Raw genomic sequence first — 561 nt, 5'->3', positions numbered from 1 at the left:
TCCTGGCTCAGAGTGAACGCTGGCGGTAGGCCTAACACATGCAAGTCGAACGGCAGCACAGTAAGAGCTTGCTCTTATGGGTGGCGAGTGGCGGACGGGTGAGGAATACATCGGAATCTACCTTTTCGTGGGGGATAACGTAGGGAAACTTACGCTAATACCGCATACGACCTTCGGGTGAAAGCAGGGGACCTTCGGGCCTTGCGCGGATAGATGAGCCGATGTCGGATTAGCTAGTTGGCGGGGTAAAGGCCCACCAAGGCGACGATCCGTAGCTGGTCTGAGAGGATGATCAGCCACACTGGRACTGAGACACGGTCCAGACTCCTACGGGAGGCAGCAGTGGGGAATATTGGACAATGGGCGCAAGCCTGATCCAGCCATACCGCGTGGGTGAAGAAGGCCTTCGGGTTGTAAAGCCCTTTTGTTGGGAAAGAAAAGCAGTCGATTAATACTCGGTTGTTCTGACGGTACCCAAAGAATAAGCACCGGCTAACTTCGTGCCAGCAGCCGCGGTAATACGAAGGGTGCAAGCGTTACTCGGAATTACTGGGCGTAAAG

General features: G+C 54.8%; 1 rRNA gene. It reads left to right on the top strand.

Going from position 1 to position 561, the window contains the following annotated elements:
- Positions 1-561, top strand: a 16S ribosomal RNA gene (locus ACXJKH_RS21955); the annotation flags it as partial.

Source organism: Stenotrophomonas sp. P5_B8 (assembly GCF_054049855.1).
The sequence above is the reverse complement of the archived record's forward strand: the minus strand, read 5'-3'. Positions and strand labels throughout refer to the sequence as shown.